This is a genomic window from Marinomonas sp. ABL3_031, from assembly GCF_056161265.1.
Map to the genome: position 1 here is coordinate 215,727 of NZ_JBSWYU010000005.1, position 16,765 is coordinate 232,491.

Here is a 16,765-nt window from a genome sequence, read left to right on the forward strand (position 1 = left end):
TCTTGAACCCAGTCGTTAATAATCTCATTGAATTATTGAAATTAGAACGCTTATCCGAAACTGAATTTATTGGCCGTAGTCAGGATTTAGGGTTTCCTAAACTCTTTGGTGGTCATGTGATTGGTCAAGGTTTAAGTGCCGCTACGCAAACGCTTGATGGACGTTTTCCTCATTCTTTGCATTGCTACTTTTTACGTCCAGGTGATGCCTCTGAACCCATTCATTATGAAGTGGAAATCGTACGTGACGGCGGCAGTTTCAGTCTACGTCGTGTGGTGGCCTCTCAGTTTGGTAAAAGTATTTTGGTGATGACGGTGTCTTTTCACCTGCAAGAGCCGGGCTTAGATCATCAAGATGCCATGCCAAATGTGCCAGGACCTGAGTCATTCAAGTCTGAATTGTCACTATTTCGCGCGCACGCAGAAGAAATTCCAGAAAAAGTACGAGAATTGTTCACGGCTGATCGTCCTATTGAATATCGTATTGTGGAGAACCAAAATCCGTTCCGCCCACGTCCTGGTATTGCCAAACGTCATATGTGGATTCGCAGTGTTGCACCCTTACCGGATGATGAGTTGGTTCATCAGTCTATGCTGGCTTACACGACAGACTATGGTTTTATTCAAACAGCATTAATGCCTCATGGCATATCGATTGGTAATCCTTATTTGAATGTTGCTAGTCTAGATCATGCTATTTGGTTTCACCGTCCATTCCGTTTGGATGAGTGGTTGTTGTATGTGGCGGATTCTCCTTCTGCTAGTGCGGCGCGTGGTTTTGTTCGAGGGGAAATTTTTAACCAAAAAGGGGCGTTGGTTGCGTCCACGGCTCAGGAAGGTTTGATTCGTTATTCGAAAAACAAATAACCTAAGGTGAGGGGATGGTTCAGCAGCCGTTATTTTTGCTGATGCTGTTTCAGCGCCCACTCAATATGCTCTTGAACAAGTGGTGTGGCATGTTCAAGAGCCTGTTGTAGTGTTTGGAGGGTGCTTACTGAGCTAGGAGCATTACCAAGGGCAATGGCAATGTTTCGTCGCCAGTTTTCAAAGCCGGTGCGACGGATAGGAGAACCTTCGGTATTTTTTAGGAAAGTCTCTTCGTCCCACTCAAATAGCGCTATTAAATCCGCTGAATCCAGATTATGTCTGGGTTGAAAGTCTGCTTCCTCAGTATGCTTAGCAAACTTGGTCCATGGGCACACTAGTTGGCAATCGTCACAGCCAAAAATACGGTTGCCCATTTTACTTCTTAGTTCTTCTGGTATAGCACCCTTGTGCTCAATGGTGAGATAGGAAATGCATTTGCTGGCATCCAATACCCAGGGCTCGACAAAGGCATCGGTAGGGCATTGTGTTAAGCAAGCATCGCAGCTACCACAGTGTCGACTGGCGCTGGGCTCATCAACTGGTAAAGGCAGGTTAGTGAAGATTTCTCCAAGCAAAAACCAACTGCCTGCCTTTGGGGTTAACAGGAGTGTGTTTTTACCAATCCAGCCCATGCCGGCTTGCTCGGCTATTTGTCTTTCCAGAATCGGCGCGCTGTCGACAAAGGCGCGATAACCATGATCACCAACTTGTTCTTGGATTTTCTTTGCTAGCTGGGTGAGGCGTTTGCGGATTAGCTTGTGGTAATCACGACCTAGTGCGTAACGCGCGATATAGGCTTTTTCTTTGGTCTGTAGGCGTTTTACCGTCTCCACGGATTGCGGCAAATAGTGCATTCGCAGGGAGATAACTCGTTGCGTGCCTGGATGAAGTTGCTCTGGATAGAAGCGCATATCGCCATGGTTGGCGAGATAATCCATGCCAGCGTGGTAGCCTTTGTTCAGCCATTGCTTGAATTCCTCTTTGTGCTGAGCAAGCTGAGGTTCAACGATGCGAGCTTCAGCAAAACCAAATTCCTCAGCCCAGAGTTTAATGTCTGTGGCCAGTTGCTGAAGTTGTTTTGGAGTGGATAAAGACGAAGGGAGCAAGACAATTCCATGCAGGTTCCACGCTGGGAAGAAAGGGTGTTCCGCCCAACGTCAAAAATTGATTAGTAGAGTAAAGCGTCGCCTTTTACCACGTCCATCAATAACTTGATAAACATACGATCTGCTTCACTATGCTCTTCTGGTATTTTCAAGGTAGTTTGACTAGACACTTCTTCAGCAATTCGCTGGTAGGCATTAGGTTGATTAATATTTTCTCTGGCGATGCGAACTAACTCTTCAGCAAGTTTTGGATCCATCAGCAGTTTACGAAAGCAGCGCATGAATTCATCAATGATGCGTTGTTGATTTAGTTCATTAGCCATATTAAAACTCCTAGTCAAATAATCTGCGTATGACACCATGAAGCGGGCGTTAGAGCAAGTTTTTCTGTGTCTTTCCCCCCTTAAGTATTGACAAAAATTTGCAGCGAAGGGAGAATTGTGAACCTTTTAAGTCGACGTCACCCTGTCACTAAAGTCTTACTCTTGAGCCACTAGCTCATTTCGGTCAGAGTCAATCTGATAAACACAAGCGTAACATGACACAATATGGTTGTTTTATGCTTCTCCTCGCGAAAAGACGCGGGCAGTGTAAAAACTGCGATTTCTTGCGTTTGAGTGTTCTTTTTTTAAAGTTACCTCAGTTAGTTCAGCAAACTTCGTTCTATCAACTTTAATCTGCTTGTCGTATGCGGTTACAATAGCCGCCACTCATAATCTTAATAGCAGATAAATATTATAGAGGGTAACAAGGTGGAGTTATTATCCGGTGGTGAAATGATCGCCCGCTTCCTCAAAGATGAGGGGGTTGAATACATCTATGGCTACCCAGGTGGTGCCGCACTTCACATTTATGATGCATTGCATCGTCAATCTGATGTTAAGCACGTTCTGGTTAGGCATGAACAAGCAGCTACTCACATGGCAGATGGTTATGCGCGCGCAACAGGTAAAGCAGGTACCGTACTCGTCACCTCAGGCCCAGGTGCAACCAATACAGTAACCGGCATTGCAACAGCCTATATGGACTCTATTCCCATGGTGGTTATTTGTGGTCAGGTAATGAGCTACTTGATTGGTGAAGATGCTTTCCAAGAAACCGATATGGTGGGTGTATCTCGGCCAATCGTGAAGCACAGTTTTACGGTAAAACATCCTTCTGAAATACCAGCCATCATGAAAAAGGCGTATTACATTGCTACCAGCGGCCGACCTGGTCCTGTGGTGATTGATGTGCCAAAAGACATGACCATGCCAGGTGAAAAGTACGAATATAAATACCCTGAATCGGTAAGTTTACGTTCTTACACGCCACCGACTAAAGGTCACAGTGGGCAAATAAAGAAAGCGGTGGACTTATTGTTGGCAGCGAAGCGTCCAATTATCTACGCTGGTGGAGGTGTCATCATGGGTGGCGCATCGGAATTGCTGGCTGCTCTTGCGAAATCCTTGAATGTACCTGTCACTAATACCTTAATGGGGTTAGGTAGTTTCCCGGGCACAGACCCCCAATTCGTTGGCATGCTTGGTATGCATGGCAGTTACGAAGCTAATATGACCATGCACCACAGTGATGTCATCTTGGCCGTAGGGGCGCGTTTTGATGATCGTGTGACCAATGACCCTGATCAGTTCTGTCCGGGTGCCAAAATCATTCATATTGATATTGACCCTGCAGCTATCTCTAAGACAATCCGTGCCGATGTGCCGATTGTTGGGCCAGTGCGTCAAGTATTGGAAGAGATGCTGTCTTTGGTGGCGGGCGAAAAAGGCAATACTGAAGCTTTAGAAACCTGGTGGAAGCAAATTAACGAATGGCGTGCTGTTCATGGTGGCCGTTATGAGACCAGCAGTGAGCAAATCAAACCGCAAGCGGCGATAGAAGCCTGTTGGCGTGCAACAAAAGGTGATGCTTTTGTGTCTTCTGATGTTGGCCAGCATCAAATGTTTGCCGCTCAATACTACAAGTTTGATAAGCCAAATCGCTGGGTGAATTCTGGTGGTCTTGGAACCATGGGCTTTGGTTTACCGGCAGCCATGGGGGTTAAAATGAACTTCCCAGATGAAACCGTGGTTTGTGTAACAGGCGAAGGCAGTATTCAGATGAATATCCAAGAGCTGTCTACTTGTTTGCAATATGGTTTGCCAGTGAAGATTTTATGTCTTAACAATGGTTATCTTGGCATGGTTCGCCAATGGCAAGATATGAACTATGAAGGTCGTTATTCGAATTCTTACTTGGATTCATTGCCTGATTTCAAAGTCTTGATGGACGCTTACCGCCATAAATACGTTGAGATTCGTAGCAAAGATGAATTGGATGCCAAGATGGAAGAGGCGTTTGCAATGAAAGACCAGCTGGTATTCATCAACTGTTATGTGGACCCGGAAGAACACGTTTATCCAATGCAAGTGCCTCGTGGCTCTATGCGCGATATGTTCTTGAGTAAGACGGAGCGAACCTAATTATGCGACATATTATTTCTGTATTGATGGAAAACGAGCCTGGTGCTTTGTCGCGCGTTGTGGGTTTGTTTTCGCAGCGTAACTTCAACATTGAGTCTTTGAACGTAGCGCCGACGGATGATCCAAGTTTATCTCGTCTTACTCTGACGACGTTTGGTTCCGATCAGGTCGTTGAGCAAATCACCAAGCAACTGAATAAGCTGATTGATGTGGTGAAGCTGGTGGATCTAACGGAAGGACAACACATCGAGCGTGAATTGATGTTGGTTAAAGTACGTGCAACAGGCGCACAACGTGCCGAAGTGAAACGTACCGTAGACATTTTCCGTGGCAATATTGTCGATATGACTCCTTCTATTTACACTATTCAAATTGTCGGCGAGTCAGATAAGTTGGATGGCTTCCTTCAAGCCTTAGGTGGTACTCATTTATTGGAAGTGGTGCGTACTGGTGTGTCTGGTATCGCACGGGGTGAAAAAACTTTATCACTTTGATCATTGAGTACTAAAGCCATGTAGGCTGTTATTGCTAAAAGCCGCGATCATCGCGGCTTTTCTATTTCTAACGAGAAAGTGTTTTAGTGAATAAACAAGATGGATAAAACAAACTGGAAATTGGTAAAAGCATTACAGGAAAATGCACGCTTATCGTATGCGGAGTTGGGCAAACTGGTGCATCTGTCTGCACCTGCGGTGGCAGAACGTATCCGCAAGCTAGAAGAGGCGGGTGTCATTACAGGTTATCGCGCTAAGGTGAATCTGGAAAAAATGGGTATTCCTATCACGGCACTGGTGGAGTGTCAGGTGTATCGCACAAAAGAGAGGGAATTTAAAGCCTTGGTAATAAGTTTAGACGAAGTATTAGATTGTTATAACGTGACAGGACCTTATGCTTTTGTGTTACGTGTAGCGGTACATTCCATGTCTAAGTTAGATCAATTACTGGAACGTCTTATTGATTTAAGTGATACCAATACCATGATGATAATGTCGACGCCGGTCTCTCGAGAGATACCGGCGGGTAGTGAGAAGCCCCCAGAGACTTATTGAGCGACACTGGCTGGCATTTTATTTTGTCGCGGCCACTGGCTGATGATCATGCCGACAAAGATCAGTGCGCAGCCCATAAACTCACGATTTGATAGATATTCGTTCATCAATAACCAACCACCAATGGCAGCGAAAACCGCTTCTGTTGATAAGATTAAGGCAGCAGAACTGGGGGCAACATTTTTTTGCCCAAGGGTTTGCAAAGAGTACGCAATGGCAGAAGAGGCAATACCCGCATATACCAGTGGCACCCAACTTTGCTGAATGTTTTGCCAGCTTGGCTGTTCGGTTATTAGAGCAAGAATCCAAGAAAGTACCGCAACAATGATGAGCTGTACGATTGTGAAGCTAATGATCGGCACTTTTCGTGAATAGAAGCCGACTACCAATACGTGTGCGGCCCAGAAAAAAGCCCCTGCTAACTCAATAGCATCGCCTTTTTGAGCGCTTAAGTTGGGTCCAACGGTAAGAGTGTATAGACCAATAACAGCAAGCAGGATACCCAACCAAGTATGACGTTCAATGGTGTGTTTTAGAAATAACCCCGCGATTGGCACAATAAGCATGTACATAGTGGTGATAAAGCCCGCGTTGGCGGCTGTAGTATAAAGCAGGCCAATTTGTTGTAAGGTCGCACCAGAAAACAGAATCAAACCCGCAATCGCACCCGCTCTTATGGTTAAACCAATGTCTGTCTTGCGATGACGTTCAAATAGATAGGCTAATGGCAACATGGATAACGCCGCCAAGGTAAAGCGAGCAGCGTTAAAGCTGTAAGGGCCTAGGGATTCCATTCCAACGCTTTGCGCGACAAAGGCAAAGCCCCAAATCGTAGCGGTTAGCCACAAAAACAAATGGGAAATTGTCATCTTTATTTCTCTTATTTAATAGGTTTAAAAGCAGTCTGTTTGCAAGAATGGAAATTGTAGGGCTAAGTGATCTTTTACGACATAAGCAAGGCAAGGTATGGCAAGCCATTGGCTTTAGAATCGAAAGAAAACCGGGACTATGACTTACGAAAAAACAGCTTGCTGCGAGCTTCTTCAAAAGTCTTTTATTGAGGGCGATGAAAGCAGTTGGCAGAAGGACAAACTCAAGGTAAAGTGTCGCTCCTTTTGATGGTTTTCTGATCAGTCTGCAATATAGGAGTAAGCTGAAGTGACCTTGAGTTTGTGGTTAACGATTGCGCCTTTAATTATGTTGTTGTCGCTTGGGCCTGGGCCGAATAATTTCACTGCCATGCATAACGGAATGCAATACGGCGCTGTACCTGCGGTGATTGCCGTATTTGGACGTAATGCGGCGTTCAGCATCTTGATGCTGGTGTCGGCGTTAGGTTTAGGGGCCATCATTGTGTCCTCGGTATTTTGGTTTAGTGTGATCAAATGGCTTGGAGTGGTGTACCTATTTTACATTGGCGTAAAAACCTGGCGCAGTGCCGCCACGGCTCTTCAGGAACATGAATCGGAAAATGGCGTTAAAGCAAAGTCCAATCATTTTGCTCGTATGCGCCAAGAGTTTTTGATTGCTATTAGTAACCCCAAAGCCATTTTATTGTTTACGGCGATCTTTCCACAGATGCTGGATTTAACACAGCCTGTGGCAATGCAATTCTTCTGGATAGGGGTGACTTTTTGCGTGACTGAGTTTATTGCGGCTTACGTGTATGCATTTGGTGGTAAACAAATTCGCCGTTTGATTAAGAAACCAAGCGGTATGAAAACACTGAATCGTGGTATGGGTGGAGTCTTTGTTCTTGCCAGTGTCTTTCTTGCGACGGCAACGCGCTCATAAATTCGATAGAAAAGAAAGAATGGCCAGCTTGATGGGAATGCTGGTTATAAAAAAGGTGACCTTGAGTCACCTTTTACTATCTAAGCTGCGCTTTCAATTAGCTGTGTTCTTTTAGAAACTCTTCACTTAGGTAAAGTTCATCATTACTGTTTACTTTGACGTCACGGGCTAAGATCATTTCAGCAATTTTCTTTGCTTCTTCCAAAGAGTGCATTTCGTAAGTACCACACTGGTACTCATTTAACTCTGGAATATCCCCTTTGGCTTTCACTTCTAGCACGTCTTGCATGGCATTTTTCCATGCCGTCGCAACTTGCTCTTCAGATGGTGTGCCAATTAGGCTCATGTAGAAACCGGTACGGCAACCCATAGGAGAAATGTCAATGATTTCGACTTGATCGCTGTTCAAGTGATCACGCATGAAACCTGCAAACAAGTGCTCAAGTGTGTGGATACCGGTTTCAGATAGAATTTCTTTGTTTGGTACGCAGAAACGTAGATCAAAAACCGTGATTTCGTCGCCCTTTGGTGTCGACATGGATTTAGCAACACGAACGGCTGGGGCATCCATACGAGTGTGGTCAACACGGAAACTGTCTAGAAGTGGCATAGATTCTCTCCTTTGCAGCAATTAAGGCATGCTGCTTATCGTGTGTGAAAATGAACTTAGCCAGATTATACATTAAGATTGATGCCTTTACTGCCGCTTTTAATGGGCCTTATCCATTCATAAAAAAGCGCCGTGCTAAACATAATCGCTGCAAACAGCATATTTTCACCGATAAAGAAAGCCATGAAAATACAGCTACAAAGTGCCAGAACGGCGAACAGTTTTAAATGTTTGTTTAAAAGCTTGATGGCCGCTACGCAAGTTAGGGTGTAAATGAGCAGAAAGCTGCCATTGGTCATTTCAATAAACCACGCCATTTTCCAACCTGATAGTTCAGAGAAGACAATCGACAACAAGGTAATTGCGCATACTAAAAATACCGCTTTGGCAGGTGCTCCTTGGGTATTGAGTTGATTAAACTTGGATGGCAATGCGCCTTGTTGCGCCATGGTTTGCACCATACGAGAAAAGCCTAGGATGTAAATCGCAACATTAGCAAAGGCAATGACATAAGCGCCAATGGCAAAAATACGGCTACCAGTATCACCCAGTAACTTGCTGACCAAGAGAGCAAGCGATTGACTGTTGGTGACTTCGTCGCCATAGGTCTGATGCCAAGCAATTAGGAGTACTAGACTGAGATAAGCAATGATCACAATGACAATTCCTCCCAACAATGCAATTGGGAAGTCACGAGTAGGATTTTTAAATTCAGCTCCCATATGTGCCATCACTTCTATGCCCAAAAAGCACCAAAAAATAACACCTGTTGCATACAGTGTGGTTTGCCAATCCACTAGGTTAGCAGGTGAACGAATCACTTGTGTGCTGGAGGGAATATCCCCTAAAAAGCATAACAAAATGATGGTCGCAATCATGGCGATGACCACACCACTTTGGAAACGTGCGGAAGTTTGAATGCCAGCTATGGCAAACAGCATCATGCCAGCTAGGGTGATGAGACTAAAAGTGAGAATCCAATATTCCGTGACATTGAAAATGATGCTGAGATAGGCGGCAGCAACTTTTATGGCAACGGCAGGCCCGACCAGTAAAATACTTAAAAATAGCCAACCTACGGCTTTTTCAATGCCGCCACCAAAGGCTCGACCAATATAATGTGATGCACCGCCCGCAGATGGGTACTTGGCACCCAAGAAAGCAAAGATAAAGGCGATGGGAATAATCATCCCAGCGGTAATCAACCAAGCGTAAAAAGCAAAAGAGCCAGCTTGTGCGACTGACATAGCAGGTAAGATCATTAAACCTGTCCCTATGAAGGTGGTTACTGTCATTGCCATGCCCTGCAGTGGGCCAAGAGTTTGATGGTATTGAGTCATATTATGCCTGTATGAATAAGCTGTTTTTTTATGGCTTCTAGCATAAAATAAGGCGCTCAATAAGAAACGATACAAGATGACGCCATTGAGGCGCAAAATGACGGAAGTTCCGTCACTTTGTCTCGGCTGACGGAAGAAAAAGAGGTGTTGAGTGGCGGATCAGTATGATCAAAAGATTCTGGCGTTATTAGTGGAAGATGCGCGTTTGTCTGTGTCGGATATCAGTCGACAGGTGAATTTGTCTCGTTCAGCCGTGACGGATCGGATCAGGCGTATGGAAGAGATGGGAACCATTACGGGTTATCATGCGCATACTTCGGTGTCAAAAGAAGAGGGTGTTACTGCCTATTTGGCATTAACTTTCCGTCCTTTGTCATGTGATCTGGTGCAGCCGCTCATCGATGCCATACCGGAAGTGAAATTGGCGCACTCTATTAGCGGTGATGTGGATTTGATGGTACTTGTGCAAGCCCCTTCTATGGCGCGTTTGCATCAAATTCGCAGTGAAATGGACTCATGGCCGAACTTGGATAAGGTAGTAACACACATGTGCTTGGCTAAGCGTGTAGACCGCTGGTAATAGTCTTGTGTTTTGAATCGTTTAGAGACATAAAAAGATCCCCATTAATGGGATTAGTCCAACTAATGGGGATCACTTCACGTTAATCCGTTTTTTATGTTTTGGATATACTGTTAAGGCATCATACCTAGGGCAGTTAAGCCCATGCTTTCAGGTAAATTCAACATGATGTTCATGTTTTGGATGGCTTGACCAGAAGCCCCTTTCACTAAGTTGTCGATCACGGAAAGCACCACCACTTTGTCGCCATCTTGTGGGCGATATACGGCAATGCGACAGAAGTTTGCGCCTTTGGTACTGCGAGTTTCGGGTATGCTTCCTTGAGGCATCACATCAACGAAAAACTCGTCTTTGTAACGCTCTTCAAATAACGCCTGAAGATCGATAGTCGTGTCGGTTAAGGTTGCGTACATGGTGGAGTGAATACCACGAATCATAGGCACTAGGTGAGGTACGAAGGTTAAACCAATCTCTTTGTTGGAAACGGCCTTCAAGCCTTGTTTGATTTCTGGCAAATGGCGATGTCCTGCAACGCCATAGGCTTTAAAGCTTTCGCTGGCTTCACATAATAATGTACCAACATTTGCCCCTCTGCCGGCACCACTTACACCAGATTTAGCGTCCGCTATTAAGTGCGCTGGGTCGACAATACCGGCTTCTAATAATGGTATCAAACCTAATTGAGTCGCCGTTGGGTAACAACCAGGGTTGGCGACCAGTAAAGCATTTTTAATGGCTTCGCGGTTGGTCTCAGGTAAGCCATAGACAGCTTTTGCAACGTATTCTGGCGTTCTATGATCCATGCCATACCATTTAGCCCATTCTACGGTATCTTTAATGCGGAAATCAGCGCCCAGATCCACCACTTTGACGCCACGATCAATTAGTTCAGGCACCTGGTCCATTGCAACCCCGTGAGGTGTGGCAAAAAAGACCAAATCACAGTGTGCCAACTCATCAAGGCTTGGTGTGGTGAAACGTAGATCATAATGCCCACGTAGACTTGGGTAGATATCAGAAACCAGTTTGCCTTCTTCGCTACGAGAGGTAATGGATACCACGTCAACTTGTGGATGATTTGCAAGTAGCCTTAATAATTCGGCTCCGGTGTAACCCGTACCACCAACGATACCTATTTTATACACGATGTTTTCCTATTAATTGTTGCCTGTACAGCCGATTGGTTTGCACACAGGCGATTGCGAATGTTTATGATAACTGATTGAATAGTGCACGAAATTTGCTTTCGATAAAAGTGAGGATGCGTTCTGAAAGGGTTAAATTTAAAGGAAAAATGGCTGGCAACGGCAAAATCTTACGATGACTTGTTTAAAATGTCATTGTTGGGTGGCGTATGTGGTTTAGTTTGCGGTTTTGTAATGGCTTTTTTTTATATGGTTATGTACTTGCCTGCTCGCTACTTTATCGATATGGAATTTGACTCTTTTTCGACTTTACCTTTACCCATTCGTATTTTTATCCCAGTATTGGCCTGCTTTTGCTTAGCGTTGCTGTTTCATTTTATACCTAAGACGTATTGTAAAGTGGGGGTGCCCTATGTCGTGGAAAGATTAACTTACCACGGCGGTAATTTGCCGATTTGGAATGGTGTAGTGCAGTTTTTCTCTGCGGCCATCGGTTTGGCTGGTGGTTTGTCTATGGGAAAAGAGGGGCCGGCGGTTCATTTGGGAGCTACCTTAGGCAGTGTGGTGGCCAGCAAAGCCAAATTGCCACAATATGGGGTGGAGGCGTTATTGGCTTGCGGCGTGGCGGGGGCTATTTCCGCAATCTTCCAGACGCCATTGGCGGGTGTATTGTTCGCTTTTGAAGTGATTTTTTTAGAATACCGTCAAAGATACGTTTTGCCCGTATTATTATCTTCTGTGGTGGCTACGTTAGTGAGCCATTATGTGATTGGGCCGTTAAACATTTTTAATGTGCAGGCCCTTAGTCATGTGGTGTTATCGCCAGCACTTTTTGCGGCTTGTTTATTACTGGTCGTGATGATTGTGTTGTTGGCAGCTTTATTTTTTCATACACAAAAACTAGCATGGCGCTTTCATCGTTTGTCTGTGTGGTGGCGCTTTGCTGTAGTGGCTATGCTGACGGCCATCAGTGCGGCTTACCTTCCTGAAAGTTTGGGAATAGGTTACGGTGCTTTGAGTCGTTTGCTGCTGTCGGATCTGGTCATTTATTTCTTATTTGTATTGATATTGGTTAAGACTGTATTAACGGCTGTCACCATAGGTTTGGGTATTCCTGGCGGTATGATAGGGCCTGCTTTTGTGATTGGTGGCTTGGCTGGTTTATTGGTAGCCTTGTTGTTTGGTGTGCCGGTAGAAGAGCTGGCTTTGTTCGCTTTGCTTGGCATGGCGGCAATGATGGCAGCTTGTTTTCAGGCGCCGCTTACCGCATTAGTTGCCATGATTGAAATGACACATTCCTCAGCCTCTATCGTGCCAGCTTTATTAGTCATTGTGTTGTCTTGCTTATTGGTGAAGGTGGTATGTCATCAAGAATCTATTTTTGTTGAACGATTAAAATATATGGGAATGTCTTCTACCATCAATCCTTTTCGTCGTCATTTACGTCATCATAAAGTCTCTTCTGTTTCGGAAAATGTGTTGTATTGGTCGCAAAAACCGTCTTTAGATCAGGTAAAAGATTTGGCTTCAAATGTGGTAAGCTATGTGGTGTTTACCAGTCAACATAAATGTTACTGGGTGCATTCTTCAGCAGTGCTGGATGCATTGCAAACTCTAGAAGTAGGTCCTCAAGCTTGGCTTGATATTGAGAATGAAACCAATGTGATGGATTTAAGCTGCGCTGTATTACCAGAAGAGGTGGCTGTGATTGATGAGCCGGCTTCTTTAGAAGAGTTATTAAACTGGTTCCAAGAAACGCATCATAACAAAGTATTGATACGCTTTTCTAAGCAGTCTTATGGTTTAGTTTCAAAACGCAAATTGGATCAGTTTCTGCTAAAAAATGAAGATTAACGCATTTACTCACAGTCTTTGTGAGACAACATAAATGATAGGATTAAGTAAAATATGAGTCGCTCAGAAGACCTTTATGACCGCGCCCAACGTCGTATTCCTGGTGGCGTGAATTCCCCTGTTCGAGCTTTTAATGGTGTAGGTGGAACCCCTGTTTTTTTTCATCGTGGTGAAGGGGCTTATGTTTATGATGAAGATCAGCAAAGCTACATTGATTATGTCGGTTCATGGGGGCCTATGATTCTTGGTCATTCTGATCCAACTGTGTTGGATGCAGTGCGTCAGCAATTGGACTTAGGTTTAAGTTTTGGTGCGCCTACCGAAGTGGAAATTACCATGGCCGAAAAGGTCTGTGAGCTGGTTCCGTCGTTGGACATGGTGCGTATGGTGAATTCGGGTACCGAAGCGACCATGAGCGCGATTCGCCTAGCTCGTGGTTATACTGGGCGCGATAAAATTGTTAAGTTTGAAGGTTGTTATCATGGGCATTCTGATTCTCTGTTGGTGAAAGCAGGTTCTGGAGCTTTGACACTTGGTGTGCCAAATTCTCCCGGGGTGCCTGCTGACCTTGCGCAACATACAATTACTTTGCAATACAATGATATTGACGGAGTTAAACAGTGTTTTGCCGAAATCGGCGAGCAAATTGCTTGTATAATTGTCGAGCCTGTTGCGGGAAATATGAACTGCATTCCTCCCGTCGATGGCTTTCTAGAGAGTTTACGTGAGGTCTGTGACGTATTCAGTGCAGTGTTGATTTTTGATGAGGTGATGACGGGGTTTCGAGTGGCGCTAGGTGGTGCCCAGCAGCATTATAATATTCAACCTGATCTGACAACCTTAGGTAAGGTGATAGGTGCAGGTATGCCGGTTGGTGCATTTGGTGGTAAACGCGAAATTATGGAGTGTATTTCTCCTTTAGGCCCAGTATACCAAGCGGGTACTTTATCTGGTAATCCGGTTGCCATGGTGGCAGGGTTGGCGGTTTTGAATAAAATCAGTGAGCCAGATTTTCATACAAGATTAGCGGAAAAAGCCAAGCGCTTGGTGGTCGGACTTAAAGCCGCAGCGGACGAAATAGGCGTGCCATTTTGTACGGTGAGTGTGGGCGGTATGTTTGGCTTCTTTTTTACTGAAGCGGATAAGGTAACCAGTTTTGCTCAAGTTCAAGAATGTGATCTAGAAAAGTTCAAAGCTTTTTTTCATTACATGCTGCAAGAAGGTGTGTATTTTGCTCCGGCGTCGTTTGAGGCTGGGTTTATCTCACAAGCACATACGGATGAAGATATTGATTTTACCATCGCTGCAGCAAAACGTGCTTTTGCTAAGCTGAAATAAACGAGTTTAGAAGGTTTGTGTCATGTCAAATGATGATGTTAAAGAATCAGTAGCGGATGAATTCGACGAGGTAGATTCGACAGCCGAAGTAGAGGATGACCCTAAACAGCCGAGAAAAGGTGTTTACTTGCTACCTAATTTATTTACCACAGCGGCTTTGTTTTCAGGTTTTTACTCTATTATTGCAGCCATGAATGGTGACTACGGCCATGCGGCAGTAGCGATTTTTATTGCCATGGTATTTGATGGGTTGGATGGTCGTGTGGCGCGTTTAACTCATACCCAAAGTGCTTTCGGCGCGGAATACGATTCATTAGCGGACATGGTGTCCTTTGGTATCGCGCCAGCGTTAGTTGCTTTTACTTGGTCGTTAGCACCGCTTGGCAAGGTAGGGTGGATAGCCGCCTTTATTTATGCGGTTGGGGCAGCATTGCGCTTGGCGCGTTTTAATACCATGTTGAGCGTGGAAGAAAAACGTTATTTTACTGGACTACCAAGTCCAGCGGCTGCTGCTATTGTGGCTGGTGTTATTTGGGCTGCGAATGAAAGTGATGTAGCGGGTTCAAGTTTGTCTACCTTGATGGCTTTGTTAGTGCCCGTGGTGGGTCTTTTAATGGTCAGTAATGTTAAATACCGCAGTTTCAAAGATTTAAATTTGAAAGGGCGTGTGCCTTTTGTTGTGCTTCTAATAGCGGTGCTGGTACTAGTGTTGATCGCTTTAGAGCCTTCTCTGGTGCTGATGACGGTATTTTGTTTGTACGGTTTGTGGGGTATAGGCGGAATCTTTTTTAAAGGTCTACGGTAAGAAAATGGTACTTACTATCGACTAAGCTATTATGGATAGATTATGTCGGTGAACCTTTTTCGGCAGGCATACTCTATTAGAAAATGCATTTATTCGAGGGTGTGCCATGCAAATTAAAATAGTAAAATCGTCTGACTGTTATGAAAGTAGTGTGACACCTGAATCGATTTACCTAAATCGTCGTCAATTTATGCAAGCAGGGCTTATCGGTGCAAGTGGACTTGGTTTATCTGGTCAGCTTTTGGCTGCGCAACAAGACAAAAGCCCTTTATTACCACCAAAGTCATTAAAATCTGCTTTTGCTAATATCTCAACAACATCCTTTGGACAGGGTGAGAAATTAACTCCTTATGATGTATCAAGCACTTATAATAATTTTTATGAATTTGGTTATGGTAAAAGTGATCCCGTCAATAAATCTTCTTCACTTCAGCCCTATCCGTGGAAGATCCGTGTAGAAGGCGAAGCGGATGTGACAGGAGATTTTGATCTAGAAGATTTCATTAGCGACAGCCAGCTAGAAGAAAGAATTTATCGTCTAAGATGTGTTGAAGCTTGGTCTATGGTGATTCCTTGGGTTGGCATTTCTCTCGCCAGTTTTCTAAAACAATTCAAACCAAACTCAAAAGCTAAGTATGTTTACTTTGAGACATTATATGATCCTAAGCAAATGCCAGCACAAAGAGGGAATGCATTAGATTGGCCTTATCGTGAAGGTTTACGAATTGATGAGGCGATGAATTCATTGGCGTTTTTGGCGGTAGGTATGTATGGCAGTGTACTACCAAACCAAAATGGTGCACCAGTACGTTTAGTATTGCCCTGGAAATATGGCTTTAAAAGCATCAAATCCATTGTCACTATTCGTTTCGTTGAATCCATGCCGCAAACAACTTGGAGTATGTTGGCACCAAATGAATACGGTTTTTTTGCGAATGTTAATCCTGGAGTTGATCATCCTCGCTGGTCACAAAAACAGGAAAGGCGTTTGCCTGGCGGTGTACTTTTTCCCAATGTGATAGAAACGCAAATGTTTAATGGTTATCAGGAAGAAGTGGCGAGTTTATACCAGGGTATGGACCTGACTCGGTATTATTAGTATGGCGCAGTTTTGGGATCGAAAAGAAAAACCTTGGGTGTTATTGGTATTCAGTGTGCCATTTTTGTGGATGTTTGGTGCTTTGTTGACTGGGCAATACTTTCCTGATCCAGGCAAAATACTCATGCGCCTTACTGGGATATGGGCCTGTGTATCGCTTGTCTTAGTGCTTTTTATGACGCCGTTAATGAAATACACTCGTTTGAAATTCCTATCACGTTATCGACGCTTTATTGGCCTGTCATCCTTTTTGTATGCCTTATTACATATGGTTTGCTATTTGGTCTTGTTTGCAGGATTGAGTTGGACATGGATTTTAAGTGATTTGACTGAAAAGCCTTATATTTATGCTGGCGTTGGGGCTTTTGTGATTTTGCTTGTTTTGTCAGTAACCAGTCACAAATACATGATAAAGAAACTAGCGAAACGCTGGAAACCACTACATCGTTATGTATATTTGTCAGTGGCTTTGGTATGGCTCCATCTGTGGTGGCAAATCAAAAGTGATACCAGCATAGTTATTTGGTTCAGTGTCTTTGTTATCCCTCTATTGCTTCTCAGAACAACACAGATTTCAATGATTAAAAAGTATTTGTCAAAAACTTGAAAAAAGTACTTGCTAAAAATCTGTAGATCCTTAATATACGCCCTCGCTGACACGGGGTGTACTTCAGAACAACGAAGCGACACCAAAACAAGTCAGCACGCTCTTTA

General features: G+C 44.3%; 17 protein-coding genes. 11 read left to right on the top strand and 6 right to left on the bottom strand.

Annotated features, from left to right (window positions below; translation table 11 throughout):
• Nucleotides 1-2 precede the first annotated feature (2 nt).
• Nucleotides 3-866 (top strand): acyl-CoA thioesterase domain-containing protein, encoded by an 864-nt coding sequence (locus tag ACXAH2_RS08310; protein ID WP_475077799.1) that lies wholly within the window; start codon nucleotides 3-5, stop codon nucleotides 864-866.
• Between the two features lie 29 nt (nucleotides 867-895).
• Here the strand turns inward: ACXAH2_RS08310 and queG are convergent, their stop codons facing one another.
• Nucleotides 896-1,972 (bottom strand): tRNA epoxyqueuosine(34) reductase QueG, encoded by a 1,077-nt coding sequence (queG, locus tag ACXAH2_RS08315; protein WP_475077800.1) that lies wholly within the window; start codon nucleotides 1,970-1,972, stop codon nucleotides 896-898.
• Nucleotides 1,973-2,034: 62 nt separating this feature from the next.
• A complete protein-coding gene (locus ACXAH2_RS08320) occupies nucleotides 2,035-2,295 on the bottom strand; it encodes a hypothetical protein (RefSeq protein WP_475077801.1) in 261 nt (86 codons plus the stop codon).
• Between the two features lie 429 nt (nucleotides 2,296-2,724).
• On the opposite strand from ACXAH2_RS08320, the gene ACXAH2_RS08325 reads away from it, so the two are divergent.
• The 3 genes from ACXAH2_RS08325 to ACXAH2_RS08335 all read left to right on the top strand — a co-directional run bounded on the left by ACXAH2_RS08325 (nucleotide 2,725) and on the right by ACXAH2_RS08335 (nucleotide 5,486).
• On the top strand, nucleotides 2,725-4,437 hold the full coding sequence (locus ACXAH2_RS08325; protein WP_475077802.1) for an acetolactate synthase 3 large subunit: 1,713 nt from the start codon (nucleotides 2,725-2,727) through the stop codon (nucleotides 4,435-4,437).
• Between the two features lie 2 nt (nucleotides 4,438-4,439).
• On the top strand, nucleotides 4,440-4,931 hold the full coding sequence (ilvN, locus tag ACXAH2_RS08330) for an acetolactate synthase small subunit (protein WP_353667646.1): 492 nt from the start codon (nucleotides 4,440-4,442) through the stop codon (nucleotides 4,929-4,931).
• Nucleotides 4,932-5,030: 99 nt separating this feature from the next.
• Nucleotides 5,031-5,486, top strand: coding sequence for an Lrp/AsnC family transcriptional regulator (locus tag ACXAH2_RS08335; RefSeq protein WP_475077804.1), 456 nt, complete (start codon nucleotides 5,031-5,033; stop codon nucleotides 5,484-5,486).
• On the opposite strand, the gene ACXAH2_RS08340 is transcribed toward ACXAH2_RS08335, so the two are convergent.
• Nucleotides 5,480-6,355: a DMT family transporter gene (locus ACXAH2_RS08340; RefSeq protein WP_475077806.1), complete on the bottom strand. Its 876-nt coding sequence runs from the start codon at nucleotides 6,353-6,355 to the stop codon at nucleotides 5,480-5,482. The two genes, ACXAH2_RS08335 and ACXAH2_RS08340, sit on opposite strands and share 7 nt — an antisense overlap.
• 289 nt (nucleotides 6,356-6,644) lie before the next feature.
• On the opposite strand from ACXAH2_RS08340, the gene ACXAH2_RS08345 reads away from it, so the two are divergent.
• Nucleotides 6,645-7,280, top strand: coding sequence for a LysE family translocator (locus tag ACXAH2_RS08345; RefSeq protein ID WP_475077808.1), 636 nt, complete (start codon nucleotides 6,645-6,647; stop codon nucleotides 7,278-7,280).
• A gap of 97 nt (nucleotides 7,281-7,377) precedes the next feature.
• Here ACXAH2_RS08345 and luxS read toward each other — a convergent pair whose 3' ends face one another.
• Together luxS and yjeH are read right to left on the bottom strand one after the other, a co-directional pair.
• A complete protein-coding gene (gene luxS / locus ACXAH2_RS08350) occupies nucleotides 7,378-7,890 on the bottom strand; it encodes an S-ribosylhomocysteine lyase (RefSeq protein WP_475077810.1) in 513 nt (170 codons plus the stop codon).
• 65 nt (nucleotides 7,891-7,955) lie between these two features.
• A complete protein-coding gene (yjeH, locus tag ACXAH2_RS08355; protein ID WP_475077811.1) occupies nucleotides 7,956-9,230 on the bottom strand; it encodes an L-methionine/branched-chain amino acid transporter in 1,275 nt (424 codons plus the stop codon).
• 151 nt (nucleotides 9,231-9,381) lie between these two features.
• Between yjeH and ACXAH2_RS08360 the strand changes: the two genes are divergently transcribed.
• Nucleotides 9,382-9,810 carry an Lrp/AsnC family transcriptional regulator gene (locus ACXAH2_RS08360; RefSeq protein ID WP_475077812.1) on the top strand — a complete coding sequence of 143 codons (429 nt, stop codon included), beginning with the start codon at nucleotides 9,382-9,384 and terminating at the stop codon, nucleotides 9,808-9,810.
• Between the two features lie 113 nt (nucleotides 9,811-9,923).
• Here the strand turns inward: ACXAH2_RS08360 and argC are convergent, their stop codons facing one another.
• Nucleotides 9,924-10,955 carry an N-acetyl-gamma-glutamyl-phosphate reductase gene (gene argC, locus ACXAH2_RS08365; protein ID WP_475077814.1) on the bottom strand — a complete coding sequence of 344 codons (1,032 nt, stop codon included), beginning with the start codon at nucleotides 10,953-10,955 and terminating at the stop codon, nucleotides 9,924-9,926.
• Nucleotides 10,956-11,189: 234 nt separating this feature from the next.
• On the opposite strand from argC, the gene ACXAH2_RS08370 reads away from it, so the two are divergent.
• The 5 genes from ACXAH2_RS08370 (at nucleotide 11,190) to ACXAH2_RS08390 (ending at nucleotide 16,658) form a co-directional block, all read left to right on the top strand.
• The gene (locus ACXAH2_RS08370) at nucleotides 11,190-12,809 is read left to right on the top strand and encodes a chloride channel protein (RefSeq protein WP_475077815.1); all 1,620 of its coding nucleotides are present in this window, start codon (nucleotides 11,190-11,192) and stop codon (nucleotides 12,807-12,809) included.
• 54 nt (nucleotides 12,810-12,863) lie between these two features.
• Complete coding sequence (gene hemL, locus ACXAH2_RS08375) at nucleotides 12,864-14,147, top strand: glutamate-1-semialdehyde 2,1-aminomutase (RefSeq protein ID WP_475077816.1); 1,284 nt, start codon at nucleotides 12,864-12,866, stop codon at nucleotides 14,145-14,147.
• 22 nt (nucleotides 14,148-14,169) lie between these two features.
• Nucleotides 14,170-14,952, top strand: a complete 783-nt coding sequence (gene pssA / locus ACXAH2_RS08380) for a CDP-diacylglycerol--serine O-phosphatidyltransferase (protein ID WP_475077817.1) — start codon at nucleotides 14,170-14,172, stop codon at nucleotides 14,950-14,952.
• Between the two features lie 106 nt (nucleotides 14,953-15,058).
• Nucleotides 15,059-16,051: a protein-methionine-sulfoxide reductase catalytic subunit MsrP gene (gene msrP / locus ACXAH2_RS08385; protein WP_475077818.1), complete on the top strand. Its 993-nt coding sequence runs from the start codon at nucleotides 15,059-15,061 to the stop codon at nucleotides 16,049-16,051.
• Between the two features lies 1 nt (nucleotide 16,052).
• Nucleotides 16,053-16,658, top strand: coding sequence for a protein-methionine-sulfoxide reductase heme-binding subunit MsrQ (locus tag ACXAH2_RS08390; protein ID WP_475077820.1), 606 nt, complete (start codon nucleotides 16,053-16,055; stop codon nucleotides 16,656-16,658).
• The last annotated feature ends 107 nt before the right edge of the window (nucleotides 16,659-16,765 follow it).